The sequence below is a fragment of the Uliginosibacterium sp. H1 genome, assembly GCF_036017065.1.
Classification (GTDB): Bacteria; Pseudomonadota; Gammaproteobacteria; order Burkholderiales; family Rhodocyclaceae; genus Uliginosibacterium.
The window spans coordinates 886,572-908,258 of the sequence record NZ_JAYXHR010000001.1 but is presented as its reverse complement, the minus strand read 5'-3'; the positions used below and the strand labels follow the sequence as shown (position 1 = coordinate 908,258).

20 protein-coding genes are annotated in these 21,687 nt (G+C 66.7%); 14 read left to right on the top strand and 6 right to left on the bottom strand.

The features are described 5' to 3' along the window. The first annotated feature begins 63 nt into the window (after positions 1–63). Positions 64–951 (top strand): DMT family transporter, encoded by an 888-nt coding sequence (locus VVD47_RS04145; protein WP_327602133.1) that lies wholly within the window; start codon positions 64–66, stop codon positions 949–951. A 23-nt stretch (positions 952–974) separates the two neighbouring features. Here the strand turns inward: VVD47_RS04145 and VVD47_RS04140 are convergent, their stop codons facing one another. From VVD47_RS04140 to VVD47_RS04125, 4 genes are all read right to left on the bottom strand, one after another. After that, positions 975–1,739, bottom strand: coding sequence for a class II glutamine amidotransferase (locus tag VVD47_RS04140; protein ID WP_327602132.1), 765 nt, complete (start codon positions 1,737–1,739; stop codon positions 975–977). Between the two features lie 179 nt (positions 1,740–1,918). Then, positions 1,919–2,941, bottom strand: a complete 1,023-nt coding sequence (locus VVD47_RS04135) for an NAD-dependent epimerase/dehydratase family protein (RefSeq protein ID WP_327602131.1) — start codon at positions 2,939–2,941, stop codon at positions 1,919–1,921. A 235-nt stretch (positions 2,942–3,176) separates the two neighbouring features. After that, positions 3,177–3,677, bottom strand: coding sequence for a type 3 dihydrofolate reductase (gene folA, locus VVD47_RS04130; RefSeq protein WP_327602130.1), 501 nt, complete (start codon positions 3,675–3,677; stop codon positions 3,177–3,179). After that, positions 3,674–4,468 carry a thymidylate synthase gene (locus VVD47_RS04125; protein WP_327602129.1) on the bottom strand — a complete coding sequence of 265 codons (795 nt, stop codon included), beginning with the start codon at positions 4,466–4,468 and terminating at the stop codon, positions 3,674–3,676. Before VVD47_RS04125 ends, folA begins: the two co-directional genes overlap by 4 nt. Before the next feature lie 160 nt (positions 4,469–4,628). Between VVD47_RS04125 and VVD47_RS04120 the strand changes: the two genes are divergently transcribed. The 6 genes from VVD47_RS04120 (at position 4,629) to VVD47_RS04095 (ending at position 11,984) form a co-directional block, all read left to right on the top strand. Next, positions 4,629–6,101: a hypothetical protein gene (locus VVD47_RS04120; RefSeq protein WP_327602128.1), complete on the top strand. Its 1,473-nt coding sequence runs from the start codon at positions 4,629–4,631 to the stop codon at positions 6,099–6,101. 142 nt (positions 6,102–6,243) lie between these two features. After that, positions 6,244–7,209: an acetyl-CoA carboxylase carboxyltransferase subunit alpha gene (locus tag VVD47_RS04115; protein ID WP_327602127.1), complete on the top strand. Its 966-nt coding sequence runs from the start codon at positions 6,244–6,246 to the stop codon at positions 7,207–7,209. Between the two features lie 181 nt (positions 7,210–7,390). Then, positions 7,391–8,692, top strand: a complete 1,302-nt coding sequence (gene tilS, locus VVD47_RS04110) for a tRNA lysidine(34) synthetase TilS (RefSeq protein ID WP_327602126.1) — start codon at positions 7,391–7,393, stop codon at positions 8,690–8,692. A gap of 117 nt (positions 8,693–8,809) precedes the next feature. Continuing rightward, positions 8,810–9,199, top strand: a complete 390-nt coding sequence (locus tag VVD47_RS04105; RefSeq protein ID WP_327602125.1) for a CidA/LrgA family protein — start codon at positions 8,810–8,812, stop codon at positions 9,197–9,199. Next, positions 9,196–9,942 carry an LrgB family protein gene (locus tag VVD47_RS04100; protein WP_327602124.1) on the top strand — a complete coding sequence of 249 codons (747 nt, stop codon included), beginning with the start codon at positions 9,196–9,198 and terminating at the stop codon, positions 9,940–9,942. The genes VVD47_RS04105 and VVD47_RS04100 overlap by 4 nt, the downstream gene beginning before the upstream one ends. 158 nt (positions 9,943–10,100) lie before the next feature. Then, positions 10,101–11,984, top strand: coding sequence for an ABC transporter ATP-binding protein (locus VVD47_RS04095; protein ID WP_327602123.1), 1,884 nt, complete (start codon positions 10,101–10,103; stop codon positions 11,982–11,984). 287 nt (positions 11,985–12,271) lie between these two features. Here VVD47_RS04095 and VVD47_RS04090 read toward each other — a convergent pair whose 3' ends face one another. Next, positions 12,272–12,514: a hypothetical protein gene (locus tag VVD47_RS04090; protein ID WP_327602122.1), complete on the bottom strand. Its 243-nt coding sequence runs from the start codon at positions 12,512–12,514 to the stop codon at positions 12,272–12,274. 140 nt (positions 12,515–12,654) lie between these two features. Then, a complete protein-coding gene (locus tag VVD47_RS04085; protein WP_327602121.1) occupies positions 12,655–14,751 on the bottom strand; it encodes a fused MFS/spermidine synthase in 2,097 nt (698 codons plus the stop codon). 155 nt (positions 14,752–14,906) lie between these two features. On the opposite strand from VVD47_RS04085, the gene VVD47_RS04080 reads away from it, so the two are divergent. The 7 genes from VVD47_RS04080 (at position 14,907) to mauJ (ending at position 21,516) form a co-directional block, all read left to right on the top strand. Continuing rightward, the gene (locus tag VVD47_RS04080; RefSeq protein WP_327602120.1) at positions 14,907–15,353 is read left to right on the top strand and encodes a YaiI/YqxD family protein; all 447 of its coding nucleotides are present in this window, start codon (positions 14,907–14,909) and stop codon (positions 15,351–15,353) included. A gap of 152 nt (positions 15,354–15,505) precedes the next feature. After that, positions 15,506–16,135 (top strand): LemA family protein, encoded by a 630-nt coding sequence (locus VVD47_RS04075; protein WP_443080937.1) that lies wholly within the window; start codon positions 15,506–15,508, stop codon positions 16,133–16,135. A gap of 3 nt (positions 16,136–16,138) precedes the next feature. Next, positions 16,139–16,951, top strand: coding sequence for a TPM domain-containing protein (locus tag VVD47_RS04070; RefSeq protein WP_327602119.1), 813 nt, complete (start codon positions 16,139–16,141; stop codon positions 16,949–16,951). 1 nt (position 16,952) lies between these two features. Then, on the top strand, positions 16,953–17,462 hold the full coding sequence (locus VVD47_RS04065) for a TPM domain-containing protein (protein WP_327602118.1): 510 nt from the start codon (positions 16,953–16,955) through the stop codon (positions 17,460–17,462). 161 nt (positions 17,463–17,623) lie between these two features. Beyond that, positions 17,624–18,550, top strand: a complete 927-nt coding sequence (locus VVD47_RS04060; RefSeq protein ID WP_327602117.1) for an alpha/beta hydrolase — start codon at positions 17,624–17,626, stop codon at positions 18,548–18,550. A 145-nt stretch (positions 18,551–18,695) separates the two neighbouring features. Further along, complete coding sequence (locus VVD47_RS04055) at positions 18,696–19,955, top strand: Hsp70 family protein (RefSeq protein WP_327602116.1); 1,260 nt, start codon at positions 18,696–18,698, stop codon at positions 19,953–19,955. A gap of 190 nt (positions 19,956–20,145) precedes the next feature. Next, a complete protein-coding gene (gene mauJ / locus VVD47_RS04050; RefSeq protein ID WP_327602115.1) occupies positions 20,146–21,516 on the top strand; it encodes a methylamine utilization protein MauJ in 1,371 nt (456 codons plus the stop codon). The last annotated feature ends 171 nt before the right edge of the window (positions 21,517–21,687 follow it).

The window sequence follows — 21,687 nt, the reverse complement described above, 5'->3', positions numbered from 1 at the left end:
TCAACCCATAACAATATCGGTGCACGACAGGCTTCACGGTCGGGCGCTTTCTTTCGGCAACCCATGAGCTCCCACGGAAACTCGCCGGCCACGGCGCGCTGGTCGTTGCTCGCTTTGCTGGCGGGCGGCATCTGCATTGCGTTCGCGCCGATCTTCGTGCGCCTGGCCGATACCGGGCCGGTCTCGGTCGTGGTCTGGCGGATGGGCCTGTCGATTCCCTTCGTCCTGGCGCTGGCCTGGAACGAAGGCAGCCGCGCGGTACGCGAGGCCTCACCCCAGGCCTGGCTGTGGCTGGTGGTGTCCGGCCTGATGCTGGGCGCGGATCTCGCGCTGTGGCACATCGCCATCCACATGACCTCGGTGGCGAATTCCACCTTCCTCATCAACCTCGCGCCGCTGTTCGTGACCCTCGGGGCCTGGTGGTTCCTGTCGGAGCGCGTGGGGTCTGGGTTCGTGCTGGCGCTCGTCTGCGCCATTGCCGGTGCCGCCTTGCTGGTGCGGGCGAGCTTCGGTACCGGGGAGGCCTTGCGGGGCGACATGGTGGCCTTGCTGGCGGCGGTGTTCTACGCGGGGTATCAACTGACGGTGAAGTACTGCCGTCGTTACTTCTCGACCTGGACGATCCTGGCGGGCACGGCTTCGGTGGCTGCCATATCGCTGCTGCCGGTGGTGGTCGCGCTGGACGAGACCTTCTGGCCGCGCTCTGCGCAGGGCTGGGGGGCGGTCGTCGGCATCGCGCTGGTGTGTCAGGTGCTGGGGCAGGGCCTGATCACCTGGGCGGTCGGCCACATCCGCGCCAACATGGCGTCCATCGGCCTGTTGATCCAGCCGGTCACCGCGGCCTGGCTGGCCGTGCTGATATTCGGCGAGACGATGGCCGTGATGCAGGTGCTCGGCTGTGTGCTGGTGCTGTTCGGCATCGCGCTGGCACGACGCAACAACCGGGGCTAGGGTGGCCCGGCCTCAGCCGGACCTCAGTACACGCGCTCCCCGCCCTCCAGCAGCGCGAATTCCCCCGGTTGCATGCGGGTCCAGGTTTCGTTGTCGGTCAGCGGATGCGTGGCGATGACGGCAACCCGGTCTTCGTTCGTCGTGAGCTGGGCAAAGTCCACGCTCAGGTCGGCATCGGCGAGGTGGGCCGAGGTGAAGGGCGCCTGCCGGACGATGTAGTGCAGATCCGTCGCGCAGTGCGCGAACAGCAGCTTGCCGCTGCCGAGCAGGAAGTTGAACGTGCCGCGGCCGGTCAGCTCGGCCAGCAGGCTCTTCAGGTTCGCGTACAGCAAGTCGTGCGACGGCATCTGCGCGAAGCGCACCGACAGTTCGTTCATCAACCAGCAGAACGCCCATTCGCTGTCGGTGGTGCCCACCGGCGTGAAGCGGTTGCCGTTCATAGCGGGCAGGTCGGCCAGGTTGCCGTTGTGCGCGAAGATCCAGTCGCGGCCCCACAGTTCGCGGCGGAACGGGTGGGTGTTGGCCAGGCTCACGCGGCCCTGCGTGGCCTTGCGGATGTGGGCGATCACGTTGCGGCTCTTGATCGGGTATTGCCGCACGAGATCTGCGATCGGTGAGGACACCGAGGGCAGGTAGTCCAGGAAGATCCGGCAGCCGTCATCCTCGAAGAAGGCGATTCCCCAGCCATCCACGTGTTCCCCCGTCAGCCCGCCGCGGCGGCTGAAGCCTTCGAAGGAAAAGACGATGTCGGTCGGCGTATTGCAATTCATGCCGAGAAGCTGGCACATGGGACTGCCCTGCGTGATGCACTGGTGGCGATTTTACCGTGTGCAGCGCTGCGGATAGTCATGGCGGCAGGCCCCGTGGCGCCAGTGGAAAACGGAAGGACAAAGAGGAAGATACGACCACAAACGACGAAGGGCCGGCCACATTCCGTGGCCGGCCCTTCGCACGCGGAGCGTCAGCTTCAGCTGGCCTTGCGTTGCAGGCGCTCCAGGTTGTCGTAGCGCTGGCTGGCGATCTCGGCCGCCTGTGCCGCGGCACGCGCTGCCAGTTGCGCTGCGCATTGCGCCAGCATTTCCTCCGACAGGCTGTCGATGTCGAACTGCGGCGCCCAGCCCCAATCCTGGCGGGCGGCGCTGTCGTCCAGGCCAGCCGGCCAGCTGGCGGCGATCTGGTCGCGATGGTCCGGCTGGTACTGCACCTTGAACGCCGGCATCAGCCTGGTGATGGCGGCGACGAAATCCTGCGGGGCGCCGGAGAAGCCGCCCAGGTTGTAGCCGGTGCTCTGGCGGATCTGTTCGGCCGGGGCGGCCATGAAGTCGATGGTGCCGCGGATGGCGTCGGCCATCGCCAGCATCGGCAGGGCGCGCTCGGCCGACAGCGGGCAGCGGTAGGTCTCGCCCGCGACGGCTGCGTGGTAGATCTCAACGGCGTAGTCGGTGGTGCCGCCACCGGGCAGGCTTTCCCAACCGATGACGCCGGGGTAGCGCAGCACGCGAACGTCCAGGTTGAAGCGGCGGCGATACCAGGCGGCGAGGTTTTCCCCCGCGGCCTTGGCGATGCCGTACACAGTGGTCGGCCGGGTCGGAGCGTCGTCCGGCGTGGCGTTGCTGGCCGCGTCCGGGCCGTAGACCGCGATGGTGGAGGGGAAGAACACGCGGCTGACGCCGTGTTCGCGACAGGCCTCCAGCACGTTGAGGAATCCGTTGAGGTTGACCTGCCAGGCGCGGCCGGGATCACGCTCGCCCACGGCGGACAGGACGCCGGCAAGGTGATAGACATGGTCGGGTTTTTCGCGGGCGATCAGTGCGCGCACCGCATCCGCGTCGGTGACGTCGAGCTTTGCGGTGGGGCCGTCGATGTCCGGTTCGCGCAAGTCGCTTGCGACGACTGCCGGTTCGCCGTGGCGCTCTCTCAGCGCCGGTACCAGTACGCGGCCAATCTGCCCGTCACAGCCGGTGACGAGTACCCGAATCTTCCTGTCCATGCTTGCATCCTCTCTCTGCGCCTCGCCCCGGGGGTAGGTCCGGATCCGGAATGGATCCGGCTGGGCTCGCTACGTCGCACGAGCATGCTTGCATGCACAGGTGACGACAGATCGAAAGGGAAGCGTGACAAAGGTCCCGCAAATTCCGGAATCGCTATTTTCCGCCAAAAACAATGACGTCGCCCGTGGGCGATATGCCGCCTTTCGTCGAAGGCTGTCTGACTTTTTCGGCGCTTCAGGCAGGGATGCGCGCGTAGTCCACGAAGCTGTAGGCGTGGTCGTGGCGCTCGTCGGCGGGATGGAACGCGCGTGCCGTTTCGCTGAACGCCAGCCGGTCGAAAGGCGGGAACAAGGCATCGCCTTCCACCTCGGCGTCGACCTCGGTGAGATACAGCAGGTCGGCCTGCGCCAGGGCCTGCGTGTAGAGCTGGGCGCCGCCGATGACGAACACGGTGTCCTTGCCGGCGCAGGCGTCGATGGCGTCCTGCAGGCTGTGGACGACACGTGCGCCGGCGGCGTCCAGGCCTTGCTGGCGCGTGATGACGATGTTCTCGCGGCCGGGCAGGGGACGGCCCAGCGAGTCCCAGGTCTTGCGGCCCATGATGATCGGGTGCCCGAGCGTGAGTGCCTTGAAGCGCTTCAGGTCTTCCGGCAGACGCCAGGGCAGGGTGTTGTCGCGACCGATGACGCCGTTCTTCGCCACCGCGGCGATCAGCGCGATCTTCGGCTGGCTCATACCGCCACCGGTGCGGAGATGTGCGGATGCGGGTCGTAGCCTTCCAGGGTGAAGTCCTCGAACCGGAACGCGAACAGGTCGGTGACCTCCGGGTTCAGCTTCATCACCGGCAGCGGACGCGTTTCGCGCGACAGTTGCAGGCGCGTCTGCTCCAGGTGGTTGCTGTAGAGGTGCGCGTCGCCCAGCGTATGCACGAAATCGCCCGGCTTCAGCCCGCAGACCTGCGCGATCATCAGCGTCAGCAGTGCGTAGCTCGCAATATTGAAGGGCACGCCGAGGAAGATGTCGGCGCTGCGCTGGTAGAGCTGGCAGGACAGCTTGCCGTCGGCGACGTAGAACTGGAACAGCGCGTGGCAGGGTGGCAGGGCCATCTTGTCCACGTCGCCCGGGTTCCAGGCGCTCACCAGGTGGCGGCGCGAATCCGGGTTCCTTTTCAGGCCCTCGACCAATTGCCTGATCTGGTCAATCTCGCGGCCATCGGCGGTCTGCCAGCGCCGCCATTGCTTGCCATATACCGGCCCCAGCTCGCCGGATTCATCCGCCCATTCATCCCAGATCGAGACCTTGTTTTCCTTCAGGTAACGAATGTTCGTATCGCCCTGCAGGAACCACAGCAGCTCGTGAATGATGGAGCGCAGGTGCAGCTTCTTGGTGGTGGTGACCGGAAAACCTTCGGACAAATCGAAACGCATCTGGTAGCCGAACACCGACAGGGTGCCGGTGCCGGTGCGGTCGGACTTGGCGTGGCCGTGCTCGAGCACGTGACGCATGAGATCCAGGTATTGGCGCATGGGAGCTGAGGGGAAGTGGCGCGGAGGAGAAACTCCGGGGATTCTACTTGAGGGGTCGCCCTTGGTCCGATGGTCGGCTGTTTGTTTCTGGCGACTCTGGCTAGAATCTGCCGGAATCCGCCGGATGGCCGGCGAAATTGTTGATTCCCCGGGGGTGCGCATGTTGTCCCTGCTGTCCAGAAGTCATCCGCTCGCAGCAAACCGCGCACTCCAGCAGGCCCTGGCCGAACTGCGGGGGGCCGAACCTGCCGAGGCGCTCGGCGAGGCCGCCTCCTGGGTCGAATCCCTGCTCGGCAACCCCGACCTCAACGATGCCGACCGCCACCGCCTGATCTTCGCGCTGGACGAGGCCACCCAGCCGCATGTCCGGCAGCTGTCCGAGCTCTACCTCGCGGCGCCCGCCAGCGAGGGCAGCGTGCGGCGCAACCTGTGGAACCGTACGCGCGGCTTCCTGGCGATGCTGCTCGACGCTTACGGCGAATGCCTGATCACCGCGGCCGCGGCGGAAGAACGTGCGCGTGCCACCCCGGTGTTCGCTGAACTTGCCGCCCGCGCGATCCGCACCGCCTGCCAGCGTGCCAAGTGGGACGCCTTCCGCCACGGCCCGCATGACGAGACCCTGTGGGCGCGCGCCAATCTGGCCTACCGGCTGGCCGTCGGCGCCGGCCAGGACAGGCTGCCGGTCCAGCTGCGTGCCGACCGCCGCCTGGAAACCTCGGTAGAGCGCGAATACCTGCGCTGCGTGGCCCTGCACGCGGTGGGCGCCGACCAGCTCGATCCGCCCCAGCTGGAACTGGCTGCGCGCCTCATCACCTACGTCTGGCCGCACCTGCAACTGGTCGCCGCCCCGGCCGCCGGCAGCACCTACTGGGTGGAGGCCGCGCAGTCGCTGCCACCGGCCCGCCTGGTGCGGACACCCGAGCACGCCAGCCTGCCGCGGTTCTTCAGCGGGCTGGAAGCCCTGCCAGCCCTCCAGCAGCTGCACGACCTGCTGCTGGCTGGCAATGCACCGGCCAGCCTGGCGGCGGACGACGACGCCTCGCGGGCGCGGCTGGCCCTGGTGCTGGGCCATATGGTCAAGGCCTGGTCCAGCGAGGCCCCGGTGCGTCGCCACCGCCGCCATGCCTTGCCCGGCCAGATGATGGTCATCAGCGGCCTGATGCGTTTCCTCGGGCGACTGGCGGGCGACGGTGAAGTCATCGTGCCGCGCACCTGGGAGCTGCGCGATGCCAGCCGGCAGGGGGTGGGCGCCGTGGCGCCGCTGGACGGCCAGGACGAAGTCCGGGTCGGAGCCCTGGTCGGCATGCACTCGCTGGACGGGGACCGCTGGCGGGTCGGCAAGATCAAGCGCCTGTGGCGGACGGCGGAAAACCGTGGCCATGTCGGCGTGGAGCTGCTGGAAGGCTCGCCGATGGCCGCCTCGGCCGACGACGGCTCCTGCGCGGTCCGGGTGCTGGTGCTCGATCCGCTCAAGCGCGGTGCCACCGTGCGCATCGCCGTGCCGCTGCCCGGCCCGCGCGACGGGGTGCCGCTGTACCTGCTGGATCACGGCCGGACGGCCAAGCTCGTCCCCTTGTCGGTACTCGACCGTGGCAGCGACTATGAAATACGCGCCTATCTGTTTGCCCCGTAAGGCCCCGGGCACGGGCCGGCGACGGGCGGGAAAGCCACCCGTAGTGCGCCCGTAGGCGGGTTGATGCGGGCTTGATCGAAGCCGATCGGCACCCGTGGCGCTTGCGGTACAATCGCGCCCTCTGTCACGCCAGCCTGTCTCAGTGAAGACCACTTTTCTCGAATTCGAGCAGCCCATTGCCGATCTGGAAACCAAGATCGAGGAGCTGCGCTTCGTCCAGGACGATTCCGCCGTCGACATCTCGGAGGAGATCTCCCGCCTCGAGGTCAAGCGCCAGGCGCTGACCAAGGAGGTATACGGCAAGCTGACGCCCTGGCAGATCGCCCAGGTGGCGCGCCATCCACAGCGTCCGTATTCGCTGGACTACTTCCAGCACATCTTCACCGACTTCGAAGAGCTGCATGGCGACCGCGCCTTCGCCGACGACCGCGCCATCATCGGCGGCCTGGCCCGTTTCAACGGTCAGAGCTGCATCGTCATCGGCCACCAGAAGGGCCGCGACACCAAGGAAAAGATCATCCGCAACTTCGGCATGCCGCGTCCGGAGGGTTACCGCAAGGCCCTGCGCCTGATGCGCCTGGCCGAGAAGTTCGCGATTCCCGTCTTCACCTTCGTCGACACGCCCGGTGCCTATCCCGGCATCGACGCCGAAGAGCGCGGCCAGTCCGAGGCCATCGGCCACAACCTGTACGTGATGGCCGAGCTGCGCGTGCCCATCATCTCCACCATCATCGGTGAAGGCGGTTCCGGTGGCGCGCTGGCGATCGCCGTGGCCGACCAGCTGATGATGCTGCAGTTCTCCACCTACTCGGTCATCTCGCCGGAAGGCTGCGCCTCCATCCTGTGGAAGAGCGCCGAGAAGGCGTCGGAGGCGGCCGAGACCATGGGCATCACGGCGGCGCGCCTGAAGTCCCTGGGCCTGGTCGACAAGATCATCAACGAGCCGGTGGGCGGCGCGCATCGCGACCACCGCGCCACGGCGCAAAGCCTCAAGCGTGGCCTGCAGGACAGCCTCAAGCAGTTGTCGGAGCTGTCGGCGGATGAACTCATCGAGAAGCGTTTCGAGCGGCTGATGAGTTACGGCAAGTTCAAAGAACTCGCCACCTGAGGACGGGATAAATCTACTGCGCGGTCCAATCCCGGAACTCCGGTGCTCGTCGTACTTCAGTACGACTCCGCGCCTCGTTCCGGCCTTGAACCGCTCGCTACGATTTCTCCCATCCTCACCCGAAGGCTGCAGACAATGCGGCCTTTTTCTTTTGTGGGACGGGATTGGCGTGGCGGGCAGGATGAATCTTCCTGATGTGGTGAGCGGACAGCTGCCGAAGCAGGGGCGGCGGGTATGCGTCGCGTTCAGCGGCGGGCTGGACTCGACGGTGCTGCTGCATCTGTTGCGCGCCATTGCGGCCGAGCACGCGGCGCAGTTGCAGGCCGTGCATGTGCATCACGGCCTGAATCCGAAGGCGGACGACTGGGCGGCGCATTGCGAGGCGGTGTGTGCGTCGCTGGGCGTGCCGCTGCACGTGGCGCGCGTGGTGGTGTCGCGCGACGATCCGCGTGGTGTCGAGTCGGCGGCGCGCGATGCGCGGCATGCGGTGTTGGCGGCACAGGATGCGGACTGGATCGCGCTTGCGCATCATCGCGACGACCAGGCTGAAACGGTGCTGATGCGCCTGCTGCGTGGCGCCGGCGTCGAAGGCATGGCGGCGATGCGTGCGCTCGACCCGGCGCGGCGCTTGTGGCGGCCCTTGCTCGACGTGTCGCGTGCCGAGCTGCTGGCGTGCGCGCAGGCGGAAGGCTGGCGCTGGATCGAGGACGACAGCAACTCGGACACGAGCTACGCACGCAATCACCTGCGTCACGCGGTGGTGCCGGCGCTCACGGCGCATTGGCCGGGTGCGGCCACCACGCTGGCGCGCGCGGCGGCGCATTTCGGCGACGCGGCGCAACTGCTGGCAGAGCTGGCAGAGCAGGACATCGCGACGGTGCTGCCCGGCACGGCTGGCGCGCGTTCGCGTCTTGCCGCCTTGCCGGAGGCCCGCGCCCGCCACGTGTTGCGCGCCTTGCTGGCCTTGCATGGCGAGCGCATGCCGGATACGCGACACCTGCAGGAGAGCCTGCGCCAGCTGGTGGGTGTGCGGGCGATCCGCCAGGTGCACGGCGCCACGGCGCTATGCGCCTATCGAGACGCCTTCTGGCTGGAGGCCGACATGCCGGCAACGGCGGGCGAGCATGCCGGCGTGTGGCAAGGAGAAACACAATGGCCCTGGTGCGGTGGCGAACTCGCCTTCTCGCCTGCAAACGGCCCGGATGCGCTGCGCATCGACCCGCAACAGGCGTTCTCCATCGGCCTGCGTCGCGCTGACGACCGCCTGCGCGAACACCAGGGCGGCCCTTCACGGGCGTTCAGGCAACTCGCGCAGGAGCGCGGCGTGCCGCCCTGGTGGCGGGATCGTCTGCCGGTGCTGCGGGCGGCCGACGGCAAGGCCGTGTGGATCGGCGCGATCGGCGCCGACGCTGGTGCCCGCTGCGAACCCGGCGAGGCGGGCTGGGCGCTGGACTGGCGACGGCCTGCGGGTGCCGGCTGGTAGAGCCGGTATTTGCCTTGCCGACTGATCCATATCAGGCCGCCGCCTTGGCGCAAGCGCGGTGGTCGGCGAAGATGACAGGCTGATGCCGTCCCCGCAGCTGCGGCTGCCCTGAAGCACATGAATATCCTGATCGCGTGTTGCCTGTTGCTGGCGCTCCAGCTTGCCGGGGAGAGCCTGGCGCGGGCCTTCAACCTGCCCTTGCCTGGGCCGGTCATCGGCATGCTGATGCTGGCCTGCTGGCTGGGCTGGCGCGGCCTCGACAGTGCGCGCGGCACGGCGCTCCAGCAGACCTGTTCGGCCTTGCTGGGCAACCTCTCCCTGCTGTTCGTGCCGGCGGCGGTCGGGGTCATGCTGCATCTGCATCGCCTGCGTGACGAATGGCTGCCGATCCTTGTGGCGCTGGTGCTAAGCACGGCCATCGGCCTGGCCGTCACGGCCGGCGTGGTGCAATGGCTGGTGGCGAGGCAGGAGCGCAAGGAAGCTTCGCAAGGCGGTGTCCAGCCATGACGCCGGTCCTGCCCGATCCCCTGAATGCCTCGCTGGCCGCGCTGTGGGTGTACCTCGACGCCTCGCCGCTGACCTGGCTGATGCTGACCCTTGCCGCCTTCATCTTCGGCGGCCTGGTGAGCGAGCGTTTCTGCCACCACCCGGCGGCCAACCCGGTGGCCATCTCGGTGGTGCTGCTGGTGAGCGTGTTGTTCGCCACCGGCACGCCCTATGCGCGTTACTTCGAAGGGGCGCAGTTCATCCACTTCGCGCTGGGGCCGGCGACGGTGGCACTCGGGCTGCCGCTGTACCAGCAGCGCCACGTGTTGCGGCGCCACGCCTTGCCGCTGGCCGCGGGCCTGCTCGTCGGTTCGTTCGCGGCGGCGGGCTCGGCCGTGCTCATCGGCTGGATGCTGGGAGCGAGCGCTGAAACCTTGCTGTCATTGATTCCGAAATCGGTGACCACGCCGATCGCCATGGGCGTGTCGGAGCACGTCGGTGGCCTGCCCTCGCTCACGGTCGTGCTGGTCATTCTCACCGGCATCCTCGGCGCGATGCTGGCCAATCCCATCCATGCTGCGCTGGGCATCCATCATCCGGTGGCGAGGGGGTTCTCGATGGGCGTGACGGCGCATGGCATCGGCACTGCGCGGGCGTTCCAGGAGCGCGAGATCATGGGGGCGTTCGCCGGTCTGGCCATCGGCCTGAACGGCGCGCTCACCGCAATGGCCGTGCCCTGGCTGGTGCATCACTTCCACCGCTGACAGCGTTGTGGCAGCAGGCGACGGCCTGCTTTTTGCGATGCGCGGCACTTGCTGGGAGAATGACGGTCCCTTACAGAGGTGTGCGCCGCGCTGCGTGATCCGCAGTGCGGCGTTGCTCTTTCTGGTGTTCCCTCACCGCGTGTCAACGGAGACCCCGCGTGTTCACCTGGTTCGAAAAACTCGTCCATCCCTATCCCGACGGTGCGCCCAAGACGGCACCGCGCAGCTTTGCCGGCTTCCTGTGGGCCTGTACCCAGGGCCTGCGCGGCTATGTGTTCGCCATGGCCCTGTGCACGGCGGCCATCGGTGCCTTCGAAGCCTTGCTCTACAGCGCGCTGGCGCGCATGGTGGACTGGCTGGGGCGCATCCAGCCCGCGACGCTGTGGCAGGACGAGGCCGGCACGCTGGCCCTGCTTGCCGTCATCCTGCTGGCCAGCCCCCTGGTCGTCGCGGTACAGACCTTCATCAAGCACCAGGCGCTGGCGGGCAACTTCCCGATGCGCCTGCGCTGGAACTTCCACCGCCTGATGCTCGGCCAGAGCATGAGCTTCTACCAGGACGAATTCGCCGGCCGCATCGCCACCAAGGTGATGCAGACGGCATTGGCGGTGCGCGACACGGTGCTGATCATCACGGACATCCTGGTCTACGTGGTGATCTATTTCGTCACCATGGTGGTGGTGGTCGGCAGCTTCGACCTCTGGCTGCTGCCGCCTTTCCTGGCATGGCTGGCGCTGTACCTGCTGGCGATGCGCATCTTCGTGCCGCGACTCGGGCAGGCCGCCAAGTCGCAGGCGGATGCGCGCTCGCTGATGACGGGGCGCATCACCGATGCCTACACCAACATCGCGACGGTGAAGTTGTTCTCGCATGCCCGCCGCGAGGCCGGTTACGCACGCGCCGCCATGCAGGACTTCCTCGTCACCGTGCATGGCCAGATGCGCCTGGTCAGCGCCTTCGAGATCACCAACCACGCGCTCAACATGCTGCTGGTGGTGTCCACCGCCGGCCTGTCGTTGTGGCTGTGGGCGCAGGGGCAGATCGGCGTGGGTGCGGTGGCGGCGGCCACCGCGCTGGCCTTGCGCCTGAACGGCATCGCCCACTGGATCATGTGGGAAATGGCGATGCTGTTCGAGCACATCGGCACCGTGCAGGACGGCATCAATACCCTGTCGCGCCCGCATGCCATCGTGGACCGTGCCGATGCGAAGCGGCTGGAGGTCAGCCGTGGCGAGATCCGCTTCGAGGACGTCAGCTTTGCCTACGGTGGCGAGAAGAAGGTCATCGACCACCTCAACCTGACGATCCGTCCCGGCGAGAAGATCGGCCTCGTGGGACGCTCTGGCGCCGGCAAGTCCACCATCGTCAACCTGCTGCTGCGTTTCTACGACGTGGAAGCCGGCCGGGTGACGATCGACGGCCAGGACGTCTCGCAGGTGACGCAAGACAGCCTGCGCGCCAGCATCGGCATGGTGACCCAGGACACTTCGCTGCTGCATCGCTCGGTGCGCGAGAACATCCTGTACGGCCGACCGGACGCGAATGACCAAGACATGATGGCCGCCGCCGAGCGCGCCGAGACGCATGAATTCGTACAGGGCCTGACCGATCCGGCGGGCCGCAGGTCGTATGACGCGCACGTCGGCGAACGTGGCGTGAAGCTCTCCGGCGGTCAGCGCCAGCGCGTGGCGATCGCGCGCGTGATGCTGAAGGATGCGCCCATCCTGCTGCTGGACGAAGCCACCAGCGCGCTGGACTCCGAGGTGGAGGCCGCCATCCAGGGCAGCCTGTATCGCCTGATGGAGGGCAAGACGGTGGTGGCGATCGCTCACCGCCTGTCCACCATCGCGGCGATGGACCGGCTGATCGTGCTGGACCACGGGCGCATCGTGGAAGAGGGCGACCACCGCAGCCTGCTTGCGAAGGGCGGGCTCTATGCGCGCCTGTGGGCACACCAGAGTGGCGGCTTCCTTGGCGAGGAGGCGGAAGAGGCCGAAGAGGCCGAGGTGACGGAGCAAGCGGGGAGCACGGCGGCGGTCTGATCCGCGCGCTTCCCGGGACGGCATGTGGGGCGGCACTTGGGGCGGCACGTCATTCGTGCCGTGGTTCCCCGGGCTCCGCCAGGGGCGGCGTCGCTTTGAGCAACGGCGCGCATGCGCCGCAACGCGCCCTCTGCCGCACGTCCGGCCGCAGGTTCAGCTGCAGGTTCAACCAAACGCTCGGCCCCCACGTTTTCCGGACGCCAGAAGATGGACGGCCCCGCAGGGCGGGGCCGTCCGGTGCAGTGCTGGGGTTTGTCTCCTCCCGCCTGCTTTGGTAGTTATTCTGGTTATTTCTTGTCGGCGCTGTCCTGGATCTTCTCGCCAGCGTCCTCGACCTTCTGGCCGATCGCCTCGCCGGTCTCGGCGGCTTTTTCGCCCAGGGTCTCGGGTTCCTTCTTGGTCCCCAGTGTTTCGTCGATGGACTTGCCGGCGCGTTCGGCCGGCCCTTCCTTCTCGCAGGCAGCCAGTCCCAGTGTCAGGCTGGCGGCAGCCAGCACGCTGAGCAACAGGCGTGAGTTGGTTTTTTTCATGTTCGCTCTCCCACTTGATCTGTGCGACCTCATGTCGCAACGGTGAGCGAATCATCCGGTAAGGCCGGACACCCCCTTGTCAGCAGAATCCCCTTCCGCTGTCAGAGGGCGCCGACAGCGGAAGGATGCCAGTCGGGCGGCTACTTCATGACCCGGAACAGGTCGTTGAAGTCGTCCGTCCAGGCCTGCAGGCCGGCAATGTCGTCGATCGGCGCCGTGGCGTTGCGCAGGGCGCCGCGGCCCAGGCTGGCGGCGTCGCGACTCACCAGTACCCAGTCGGTCCGCCGCAGCGGCGTGTCGGTGGCGTCGTCATGGACCAGCCGCGCGTGCACGCCGTGCGCGAGGGCGATGCGCTCCACCACCGGTGCCAGTGACAGATGTCCGTTGGTGACGTGGAAGGCCACGATGCCATCGGCCTTCATGTGGCGCAGATAGACCTCCATGGCCTCGACGGTCAGCAGGTGAACCGGGACCGAGCCGCCGGAGAAGGCGTCGATGGCCAGCACGTTGAAGTCCTGCGGCGGCTCGCGCTCCATCGACAGGCGCGCGTCGCCCAGCACGGTCTCGATCTGCGCCGGGCTGTCGCGCATGAAGCTGAACTCGCTCTGCGCCAGCTCCACCACCTGCGGGTTGATCTCGTAGAAGCGGTACAGGTCGCCCGGGCGACTGTAGGCCGCAAGGCAGCCCGCGCCCAGGCCGATGACGCCGACCCGCAGGCTGCCCGACAGGCCGTCGCCTTCCTTGCTGGCGATGGCCAGCGCCACGCCGGAGCCGGGGCCGTAGTAGCTGGTGGGCTCGCGCTTGCGTGCGCTCACCAGGTACTGCTCGCCATGCTTGATCGAGCCGTGCAGCAGGGCGCGCACGTTGTCGTCCGGCTGGTCACGCGCCTGGTCGTAGGTCAGCAGCGAGCCGTAGAAATTGCGCACCACCCGGCGGGCACCACTGAAGTCGTTGTAGACCTGCATCGCCAGGAAGTAGCTGCACACCAGGCACAGGCATACGCCCGCCAGCGCCATCGGCCTGTGCTGGCGGAACACCACGACGATCAGCACGGCGGTGATCACCAGGCCGATGCCCAGCTCGTAGTAGGCCGGCAGCACATGCGGCGCCACCAGACCCACGGCGATGCCGCCCAGCGCGCCGCCCAGCGACAGCATCAGGTAGAAGCGCGTCAGGTAGCGGGGGGCCGGCCGCATGCGGGCCAGTTCGCCGTGGAAGAACATGCAGAACAGGAACAGCCCCAGCACGTACAGCGGCAGGTCGTCCTGCAGGCTGGCACCGATGCCGTGCTGCAGGCCGTAGGCGCACAGCACCAGCAACACGGCGGCCGGCGGCAGGAAGAGGCGGCGGCGATACCAGCGGTCGCTCTCGAAGGCCAGCACGAAGGTGAACAGGTAGGCCGACAGCGGCAGGATCCACAGGAAGGGAATCGACGAGACGTTGTGGGTCAGGTGGTTGGTGATTCCCAGCAACAGCCAGGAGCCCATGGCCGACAGCGACAGCCACAGCAGGCTGGTGCCGAGCGTCGGGGCGGTGCCGTCGGCGTTCGACGTGTCGGTGCGGGCCTGCGCGGCCGCCTGCGCCGAAGCCCCGCCGGCGGCGGCAAGAAAGCGCAGGAAGTACAGCGCGCTGCCGCTGCACAGCAGGGCGAACACTGCATAGCCCCAGGACCAGCCGACGGCCTGCACGCGCAGGGCGGTGTAGGGCTCGATGACGAACGGGTAGGCCACCAGCGCCACCAGCGATGCGAAGTTCGAGAGGGAGAAGTAGCGATACACCTGCGCCCCCACCGCACTGCTGGACACCCAGGACTGGATCAGCGGCCCGGTGGTGGAGAGCAGGAAATACGGCAGGCCGATGGTGGCCAGCAGCAGCCCCAGGATGTGCAGGCTGGGGTCGCCCCCGGCCACCGGCTTCCACTGCGGGTCCGCCACGATGGGCAGGAACAGCAGGCTGCAGGCCAGCAAGGCGACGTGGGCGACGACCTGCCAGCGCGCCGCCAGCTTGCGCGACAGCCAGTCGGCGTAGGCATAGCCCGCCAGCAGCACGACCTGGAAGAACACCATGCAGATCGTCCACACCGTGGCCGACCCGCCGAACCACGGCAGGATCTGCTTGGCGATCAGCGGCTGGACGAGGAAAAGAAGGAAGGCGCTGGAGAAGATGGTTCCCGCGAACAGCGCGCGTGCGGCGTAGCGGGGGACGGCTGCGGGCGGGGTGGCGGTGAGGCCGGTCATGGCGACGCTTCCTTGCAGGGGTGTCGGGGCCGGCGCCATGCAGCCTTGATCGCCGGAACTATCCAGTGATGCAGCAAGCAAAAACCCCGCAACTCTAGCGGTGTCCGCCCCCGCGGCATACCCCCTGTACGCAGGGGAAGTGAGACACTGCGGTAATGAACATCTGGGTCGATGCCGACGCCTGTCCGGCCGTCATCAAGGACATTCTCTTCCGCGCCGCCGAGCGCAAGCGGATCATGACCACACTGGTGGCCAACCAGATGCTGCGCGTGCCGCCCTCGCAATACGTGCGCGCGGTGCAGGTGCCGGCCGGCTTCGACGTGGCCGACCACCACCTCGCCGCCCAGGTGCAGGCGGGCGACCTGGTCATCACGGCCGACATTCCGCTGGCGGCGATGGTCATCGAGCGCGGCGGGACGGCGCTCAATCCGCGCGGCGAGCTGTATTCCGCCGCCAACATCCGCGAGAGCCTGTCCATGCGCGACTTCATGGAAGGCCTGCGCAGCAGCGGCGTGCAGACCGGCGGGCCGCCGCCGTTCTCGCAGGCCGACCGCCAGGCCTTCGCCAACCAGCTCGATCGCCTGCTGGCCCGCCTGGCCTGATTTATCAGACCCGGCTGACTTCCCCCTGCAGGCTTTCGGGGCCAGAATCGCGCTTGCCCTGCTGGCACGCTCGTGGTGCCAGCGAAAGAAGATCCTACACGCGGCTTCCACACGCGATGTCACACGCACCCTGTCCAGGAGATGTCATGCGCATGCCTTCCTTCCCAAGCCTGTCGATGTTCCGTTCGCTGCTGGCCGCTGTCTGCCTGTCAGCGCTGCTCAGCGGTTGCGGTTACAACCAGATCCAGGCCAACGACGAGGCGGTGAAGTCCGCCTGGGCCGAGGTGCTCAACCAATACAAGCGACGTGCCGACCTGGTGCCCAATCTGGTGAACGTGGTGAAGGGTTACGCCGACCACGAAAAGGAAGTGCTGACCCGGGTCACCGAGGCGCGTGCCAGTGTCGGCAGCCTGCAGGTGACGCCCGAGACGTTGAACGACCCGGCCGCGATGGAGCGCTTCCAGCAGGCCCAGGCTTCGCTCAGCAGCGCGCTGTCGCGACTGCTGGTGGTGTCCGAGAACTATCCGAACCTGAAGGCGGACGCCAACTTCCGTGACCTGCAGGCGCAACTGGAAGGGACGGAGAACCGCATCACCGTGGCGCGCAACCGCTACATCCAGACGGTGCAGACCTACAACGTGCATGTGCGCAGCTTCCCCACCAACCTGACGGCCAAGATGTTCGGCTACGACGTGAAGCCCAGCTTCACGGTGGAGAACGAGAAGGCGATTTCCGACGCGCCCAAGGTCGATTTCGGCGGCAGCAACAGCGGTAACAAGTAAGCCATGTCCATCTGGCGCGGCCTGCGGGTCGCCGTGTTCGCCGCGTTTGGCCTGCTGCCGGGTTTGCTCGCACTGACTCAGGGTCAGGCCCGGGCGCAGGACCTTGCGGCCATTCCGCCGCTGAGCGCCCGCGTCACCGACACCAGCGGAACGCTGAAGCCTGACGAGCGCAACGACCTGGAGGCGCGACTCGCGGCCATCGAGCAGCAGGGCGGCAGCCAGGTGGCGGTGTTGCTGGTGCCGACCACGCAGCCGGAGGACATCGCGGCCTATGGCATCCGCGTTGCGGATGCCTGGAAGGTGGGGCGCAAGAACGTCGACGACGGGGTGATCCTCATCGTCGCGACCCAGGACCGCAAGCTGCGCCTCGAAGTGGGCCGCGGCCTGGAAGGGGCGATTCCGGATGCGATTGCCAAGCGCATCATCGCCGAGACCATCGCCCCACATTTCCAGCGCGGCGATTTCCACGCCGGCATTGCGGCCGGCATCGAGCGGATTGCCGCGCGCATCGGCGGCGAGGCCCTGCCGCCACCGGATCGCCGGGCGCAGGGCGGTCAGGCCGGGCTGTCCATGTCGCTGTCGGCGCTGTTCTTCATCATCGTCGTCATCGTGCTGGCGCTTCGCGGTGCGCGGCGGCGCAGCTACTACGCGTCGCAGGGTGGCGGCTTCGGCAAGGGCGTGGCCACCGGCGTGTTGCTGGACGTGCTGTCGCAGACGGCCCGCCATCGCGGCGGCGGAGGTGGCTTCGGCGGGGGTGGAGGCTGGGGCGGTGGCGGCGGTGGTTTTGGTGGCGGCGGCGCGTCGGGAGGCTGGTGAGATGGCAAGGATGAACGGGCTGCAACGTCTCTATCGCCACCTGTGGGGCGGCGAACGGGAAGCGCGCAGGTTGTTTTCGCCTCAGGTGCTCAGCGAGGTGGAGGCGCATGTCGCCGCGTCCGAGCGCCAGCATCGCGGCGAGTTGCGGGTGGTGATCGAAGGCGGCCTGGGCTGGGCCGGCGCCCGCGGCGTGGATGCGCGCGCCCGTGCGCTGGCGGTGTTCGGCCAGACGGGCGTATGGGACACGCAGGAGAACTCCGGCGTGCTGATCTACCTGCTGATGGCGGAGCATCGCCTGGAGGTGCTGGCGGATCGCGGCATCGATGCGCATGTGCCTGCCGACGCCTGGCAACGGCTGGTCAGCGATGCCACCGGGCACTTCCGCGCCGGCCGTGGCGAGGCCGGGCTGGTGCAGCTGATCGATGCGATCACCGCCTTGCTCGCGACGCACTTCCCGGCGGGCGACCGGAATAATCCGGACGAGCTGGGCAACCGCCCGCTGGTGCTGTAGGTCGCGGCCAGGGCCAGTCGACACCAACGCCGCCGCGGGGCGTCGCAGCTCCCGTGTCATGCGATTGGTTGCAGGCTGCATCGGGCGGTGCCGCCGCTCCTGCCACCATGCCGGACATCGCCTCGCCTGAACTTTTTCTGCCCGCTGCCGGTCTGCCGCACATGCGTTTTTCCCGCGCCCCTTTCACACGCGTTCCTTTCGCACGTGCCCTGTTCCGACGCCTGTCCCTGTTCCGCCTGACGGTATTGCTGGGGCTCGCTGCTGCCATTTCCGCCGGTTGCGTGAGCTTGGAGGAACAGCAGCGCAAATGGATCTTCCAGCCCAGCCGCGACGCCTGGCGCGGCGGCATGATGGCTGCCGAGGGCATGCAGGACGTGTGGATCGAGTTCGATTCGCGCGTAGACAACGCGCCGGCGAAGCTGCACGCCCTGTGGCACCCGGCGGACCGCGCCGACGCGCCTGTGCTGTTGTACCTGCACGGCGCCCGCTGGGACGTGCGCGGCAGTGCCGGACGCATGCGCCGCATGCAGGAGCTCGGCTTCTCCGTGCTGGGTGTCGACTACCGCGGTTTCGGCCGCAGCAGTGGCGAGCTGCCCTCCGAGGACACCGCCTACGAGGACGCACGACAGGCTTGGGCCTGGCTGGCGAAGAATCACCCGGACCGCCCGCGCTACGTGTTTGGGCATTCGCTGGGCGGGGCCATCGCCATCGACCTCGCGGCGAACGTGGCGGATCTCGATGGCCTCATCGTGGAAGGCACCTTCACCTCGATCCCGGCCGTGGTCAGCTCCTTCAAATGGGGCTGGCTGCCGGTGTCGCCGCTGATCACGCAGCGCTTCGACTCCGCCAGCAAGATCGCCAAGGTCAAGGCGCCGGTCCTCATCGTGCATGGCGGCAACGACAGCCTTATCGCCCCGGCGCTGGGGCAGGCCCTGTACGACGCCGCGCCCGCGCGCAAGAAGTGGTTGCTGGTCGAGGGCGGCTCGCACCACAGCACCAACACCATCGGCCATGGCATGTACCGCGAGGCGATTGCCGAGTTGTTCGGCTGGCCCGGCGCCACGGTGGCCGGCGCGAGCCTTCGCTGAGCGCTGCCGGCGCCGCTTGCGATGTTGTCCGTTCCCCGATTTTTCCGATTGACCCCCGTGCCGGCCCGCCCTTAAGCTTGCCGCCCTTTTTCTGCGGGCGCCCGTACGGCCGCCGGCAGTTGTCCGGATCCTCCCCCTTTCGATCATGAGTCTGTCCGCCTGCGGTATCGACTTCGGTACCTCCAATTCCACCGTTGCCATCCGCGATGCCGGCGATGCGCACGCGCACCTGCTGCCGCTGGAAGACGGCAAATACACGTTGCCCTCGGCCGTGTTCTTCAACCTCGACGAAGATTCGCTGAGCTTCGGCCGCGCCGCGTTGGCGGAATACCTGGAAGGCTATGACGGCCGCCTGATGCGGGCGATGAAGAGCCTGCTCGGCAGTGGCCTGATGGATGCCGGCACCGAGGTCGGCGGCCGCCACCTGTCTTTCCGCAACCTGATCGGCTGCTTCATCGGCGAAGTGAAGAAGCGTGCCGAACGCGAGGTGCAGCGCAGCTTCGATGCGGTGGTGGTGGGGCGCCCGGTGCGCTTCGTGGATGACGACAGCGAGGCCGACCAACTGGCCGAAGACACGCTGCGGGAAATCGTGGCGGGTCTCGGCTTCCGCGAAGTGAGCTTCCAGTTCGAGCCGCTGGCCGCGGCGCACGCCTACGAACAGGGCATCGAACGCGAAGAGCTGGTGCTGGTGGTGGACATCGGCGGCGGCACGTCTGACTTCTCGCTGATCCGCCTGTCGCCGGAACGGCGTGGGCAAGCCGACCGCAGCAGCGACCTGCTGGGCAACAGCGGTGTGCACGTGGGTGGCACCGACTTCGACAAGCGCCTGTCGCTGGCCGGCGTCATGCCGGAGCTGGGCATGGGCAGCCTGCTGAAGAACGGCGCGTCCTTCCCCAACAGCGTGTTCTTCCTGCTCGCCACCTGGCACACCATCAACCAGGTGTACGCCCGCAAGTTCTGGCGCAGCTTCCTGGACATCGCGCCCAGCGTCGCCGACGGCCGCCGCTTCGACCGCCTGCTGAGCGTAGTGAACAAGCACGCTGGCCACCAGCTGGCCATGCAGGTAGAGGCCGCCAAGATCGAACTCTCCGCCGTGCCGCAGGCCATGCTGGCGCTGGACGAAGCCGAGGAGGGCTTGCGCATCGCCCTGTCCCGCAGCGACTTCGAAGCCGCCATCGACAACGAAGTGGCACGCGTCTGCGCGTCCGCGCAACAGTGCCTGGATCAGGCCGGCGTCTCAGCCGACAAGCTCGACACCCTGTTCTTCACCGGCGGCTCCTCCGCCGTGCCGGCGCTGCGCCAGGCGCTGGCCCGCCAGTTCCCGGCTGCGCGTGCGGTGGAAGGTGACCTGGAAGGTGCTGTGGGTTGCGGGCTGGCGGTGGTGGCGCGGCAGCGGTACGCCTGAAGTACGGAGGGCGCTTGCTCGAAGGCGATACGTTTTGGCAGTTGTTCGGCCAAAGCGTGAGGTGAATCATCGCTGCCGCAGCAGCCACTTCAGATGGAGACTGCAGACCGTTGCCAGCACCGAGATTCCTGTCCAGATTGGGGATGTGCCGGCAGTAGAATGTGGCCGTCCCCACGGTAGAAGTCCCCGCATGAAGAGCCCTTATATCCGCCACACGTTTGGCGATGCGGTTGCCACGAAGCTCCGCAGTAGCAGGGGCTGGTTGACTGCGGGCGTTGCATCTTCTATCCCGTGGCCGTCGTTCGATGTGTGTATTGAGTACGCAGGTGATGAGTATTTCCTGCGCGGATCAGAGCTCGATGGGAAAGCGTCACCCCCCTGCATCACCATCGCATGCAATGGGGACAAAGACATAGATGCGGCGATCGGCAAGGTTTACCGGTTCACGTCAATCCTAAGCTGGTTTGCAGGTGGCTACGTTGACGTGTCCGGCTACCTGTGGAGCAGTCATCCAGTGTTGTACGGGGGGCGCACAGTCTTCTCGTCCATGGGTATCGCTGGCTCCAAGTCCTTCAACTGCAACCACATGCCGGTTATTGAGGACGAGAACGTTCGGAAGGCTCTCGCGTTTTGGCGCGAAGGAAAGCGACTTGACGAAATCCACGATAGCTACGCATTTCTCAGCTTCTACAAAGTCATCGAATCGCAGTTTCGTGATGGGCGCGGACGTGGAAAATGGATCACGGATCACATTGACCAACTTACCGATAGAGCGGGAGAGCGTGTTGCGGAGCTGCGTGCTGCCGGTGTCGACGTAAGCGAGCATCTCTTTGACAGCGGCCGCTGCGCGGTTGCGCATGCCTCGCTTGATGGCGAGATTGTGGATCCAGATATTCCTGCGGATCGGAAGCGCCTCTCCGCGGATCTTGTAGTCATTGAAGAGCTAGCGCGCATCTACATCCGCGATGAGTTGAAGGTTCCAGACTCACGGTCGCAGTATCGCACTAGGGATCGACTGGTGCCTTGGGACGAGCTGCTCAGTGAGGACACTCTGACCACGCTTAGGAGTGGTGGAACGCCGGAGGATGTTTCAGCGCTCAATGGACTCATAGTGGCGATCGGAATCTGGCCAGACGGTCCGATTCTCGGCTTGGCACGAATGACTATGCATGCAGATGCTGTGGAAAACGGCGTGGTTCGCATAGTCCTGCTAAACGAACGGCGGACTGTGTTGCTAGTGTTTTGGCTGGACTATCGGAGCGGCCGGATTCATACGAACCTTGAAGACGGCGGACTGCTATATGGGGAAGATAAGCCTGATGAAAATGATGTGCGAGCCTACGCAACGTTCTTCTTCAGGGTGTTTGGCAATGGTATTGCCGAACTGACTTGCGGCGATTTCGAGCCCATCGATTGCGAGGTAGTCATTCCTCTAAACATGATGATGACAATGTCGGCAGAGGAAGCTATTGAGGCTAGGGTCGAACAGTTTCGCAAGGAACAAATTCAGGTTGAGTCCGCTGAGTCAGCCGTTCTGGAACCACCGAAGTCAGATAACTAGGCGTCCGCTCTTCGCTGGAAGCAGTCCTCAACTCGCAGTGGGCTGGCTGACCTTGGCCGTAAAGCAGGTCTGGCATTCGTGCCCTTCGGCTGCCTAAACCAAGGCGGGCGGCATTCCCCCTTCCCTGTTTCTTCCGTACGGTTTCAACCAGCGACGCGCTGCTATTGCATC

Excerpts from the sequence above, each read along its gene's own strand:
- VVD47_RS04145 (WP_327602133.1), top strand. The coding sequence starts at position 64 with ATGAGCTCCCACGGAAACTCGCCGGCCACGGCGCGCTGGTCGTTGCTC.
- VVD47_RS04140 (WP_327602132.1), bottom strand. The coding sequence starts at position 1,739 with ATGTGCCAGCTTCTCGGCATGAATTGCAATACGCCGACCGACATCGTC.
- VVD47_RS04135 (WP_327602131.1), bottom strand. The coding sequence starts at position 2,941 with ATGGACAGGAAGATTCGGGTACTCGTCACCGGCTGTGACGGGCAGATT.
- folA (WP_327602130.1), bottom strand. The coding sequence starts at position 3,677 with ATGAGCCAGCCGAAGATCGCGCTGATCGCCGCGGTGGCGAAGAACGGC.
- VVD47_RS04125 (WP_327602129.1), bottom strand. The coding sequence starts at position 4,468 with ATGCGCCAATACCTGGATCTCATGCGTCACGTGCTCGAGCACGGCCAC.
- VVD47_RS04120 (WP_327602128.1), top strand. The coding sequence starts at position 4,629 with ATGTTGTCCCTGCTGTCCAGAAGTCATCCGCTCGCAGCAAACCGCGCA.
- tilS (WP_327602126.1), top strand. The coding sequence starts at position 7,391 with ATGAATCTTCCTGATGTGGTGAGCGGACAGCTGCCGAAGCAGGGGCGG.
- VVD47_RS04105 (WP_327602125.1), top strand. The coding sequence starts at position 8,810 with ATGAATATCCTGATCGCGTGTTGCCTGTTGCTGGCGCTCCAGCTTGCC.
- VVD47_RS04100 (WP_327602124.1), top strand. The coding sequence starts at position 9,196 with ATGACGCCGGTCCTGCCCGATCCCCTGAATGCCTCGCTGGCCGCGCTG.
- VVD47_RS04090 (WP_327602122.1), bottom strand. The coding sequence starts at position 12,514 with ATGAAAAAAACCAACTCACGCCTGTTGCTCAGCGTGCTGGCTGCCGCC.
- VVD47_RS04085 (WP_327602121.1), bottom strand. The coding sequence starts at position 14,751 with ATGACCGGCCTCACCGCCACCCCGCCCGCAGCCGTCCCCCGCTACGCC.
- VVD47_RS04080 (WP_327602120.1), top strand. The coding sequence starts at position 14,907 with ATGAACATCTGGGTCGATGCCGACGCCTGTCCGGCCGTCATCAAGGAC.
- VVD47_RS04075 (WP_443080937.1), top strand. The coding sequence starts at position 15,506 with ATGCCTTCCTTCCCAAGCCTGTCGATGTTCCGTTCGCTGCTGGCCGCT.
- VVD47_RS04070 (WP_327602119.1), top strand. The coding sequence starts at position 16,139 with ATGTCCATCTGGCGCGGCCTGCGGGTCGCCGTGTTCGCCGCGTTTGGC.
- VVD47_RS04065 (WP_327602118.1), top strand. The coding sequence starts at position 16,953 with ATGGCAAGGATGAACGGGCTGCAACGTCTCTATCGCCACCTGTGGGGC.
- VVD47_RS04060 (WP_327602117.1), top strand. The coding sequence starts at position 17,624 with ATGCGTTTTTCCCGCGCCCCTTTCACACGCGTTCCTTTCGCACGTGCC.
- VVD47_RS04055 (WP_327602116.1), top strand. The coding sequence starts at position 18,696 with ATGAGTCTGTCCGCCTGCGGTATCGACTTCGGTACCTCCAATTCCACC.
- mauJ (WP_327602115.1), top strand. The coding sequence starts at position 20,146 with ATGAAGAGCCCTTATATCCGCCACACGTTTGGCGATGCGGTTGCCACG.